Below are 359 nucleotides of genomic sequence, written 5' to 3'. Positions count from 1 at the left end.
CCGGCCTTGGTGATTCGGAGTTGTTTATCACAATCTCCCGACTGATCGCGCCGGGGCACGAGGCCAAGATAGGCACCCACATCGCGCACCTTGGAGAAGCGGTTCGGGTCGCCGATAGTCAATATAAAGCTTATGCTGGTCAATAGCCCCACCCCGGAGACCTGGCGGAGAAATTCACACTCCGGATACTTCTCCGCAGCCATTTTTTCGATATCTTTTTCCAGTTCCTTAATCTGCTCATTCACGCTTTCAATCACCACTAGGACGGGCGTAATCAAGGCAAGCTCTTCCTCGTAGCCCTGCTCGTGGAGTTCACAACGCACTTTCTTGGCGAAGGCGGTGGTCTTGGGCGAGCTGGT

1 protein-coding gene is annotated in these 359 nt (G+C 54.3%); it reads right to left on the bottom strand.

The window, feature by feature from the left end; translation table 11 throughout:
* A partial coding sequence (locus tag JIN78_RS17035) for a transposase (protein WP_200393195.1) occupies positions 1–359 on the bottom strand: 359 nt, incomplete at both ends.

The organism is Roseibacillus ishigakijimensis (assembly GCF_016595415.1).
Lineage (GTDB): Bacteria > Verrucomicrobiota > Verrucomicrobiia > Verrucomicrobiales > Akkermansiaceae > Roseibacillus > Roseibacillus ishigakijimensis.
Note: the sequence above shows the minus strand (reverse complement) of the source record. Positions and strands in the feature narration are given on the sequence as shown.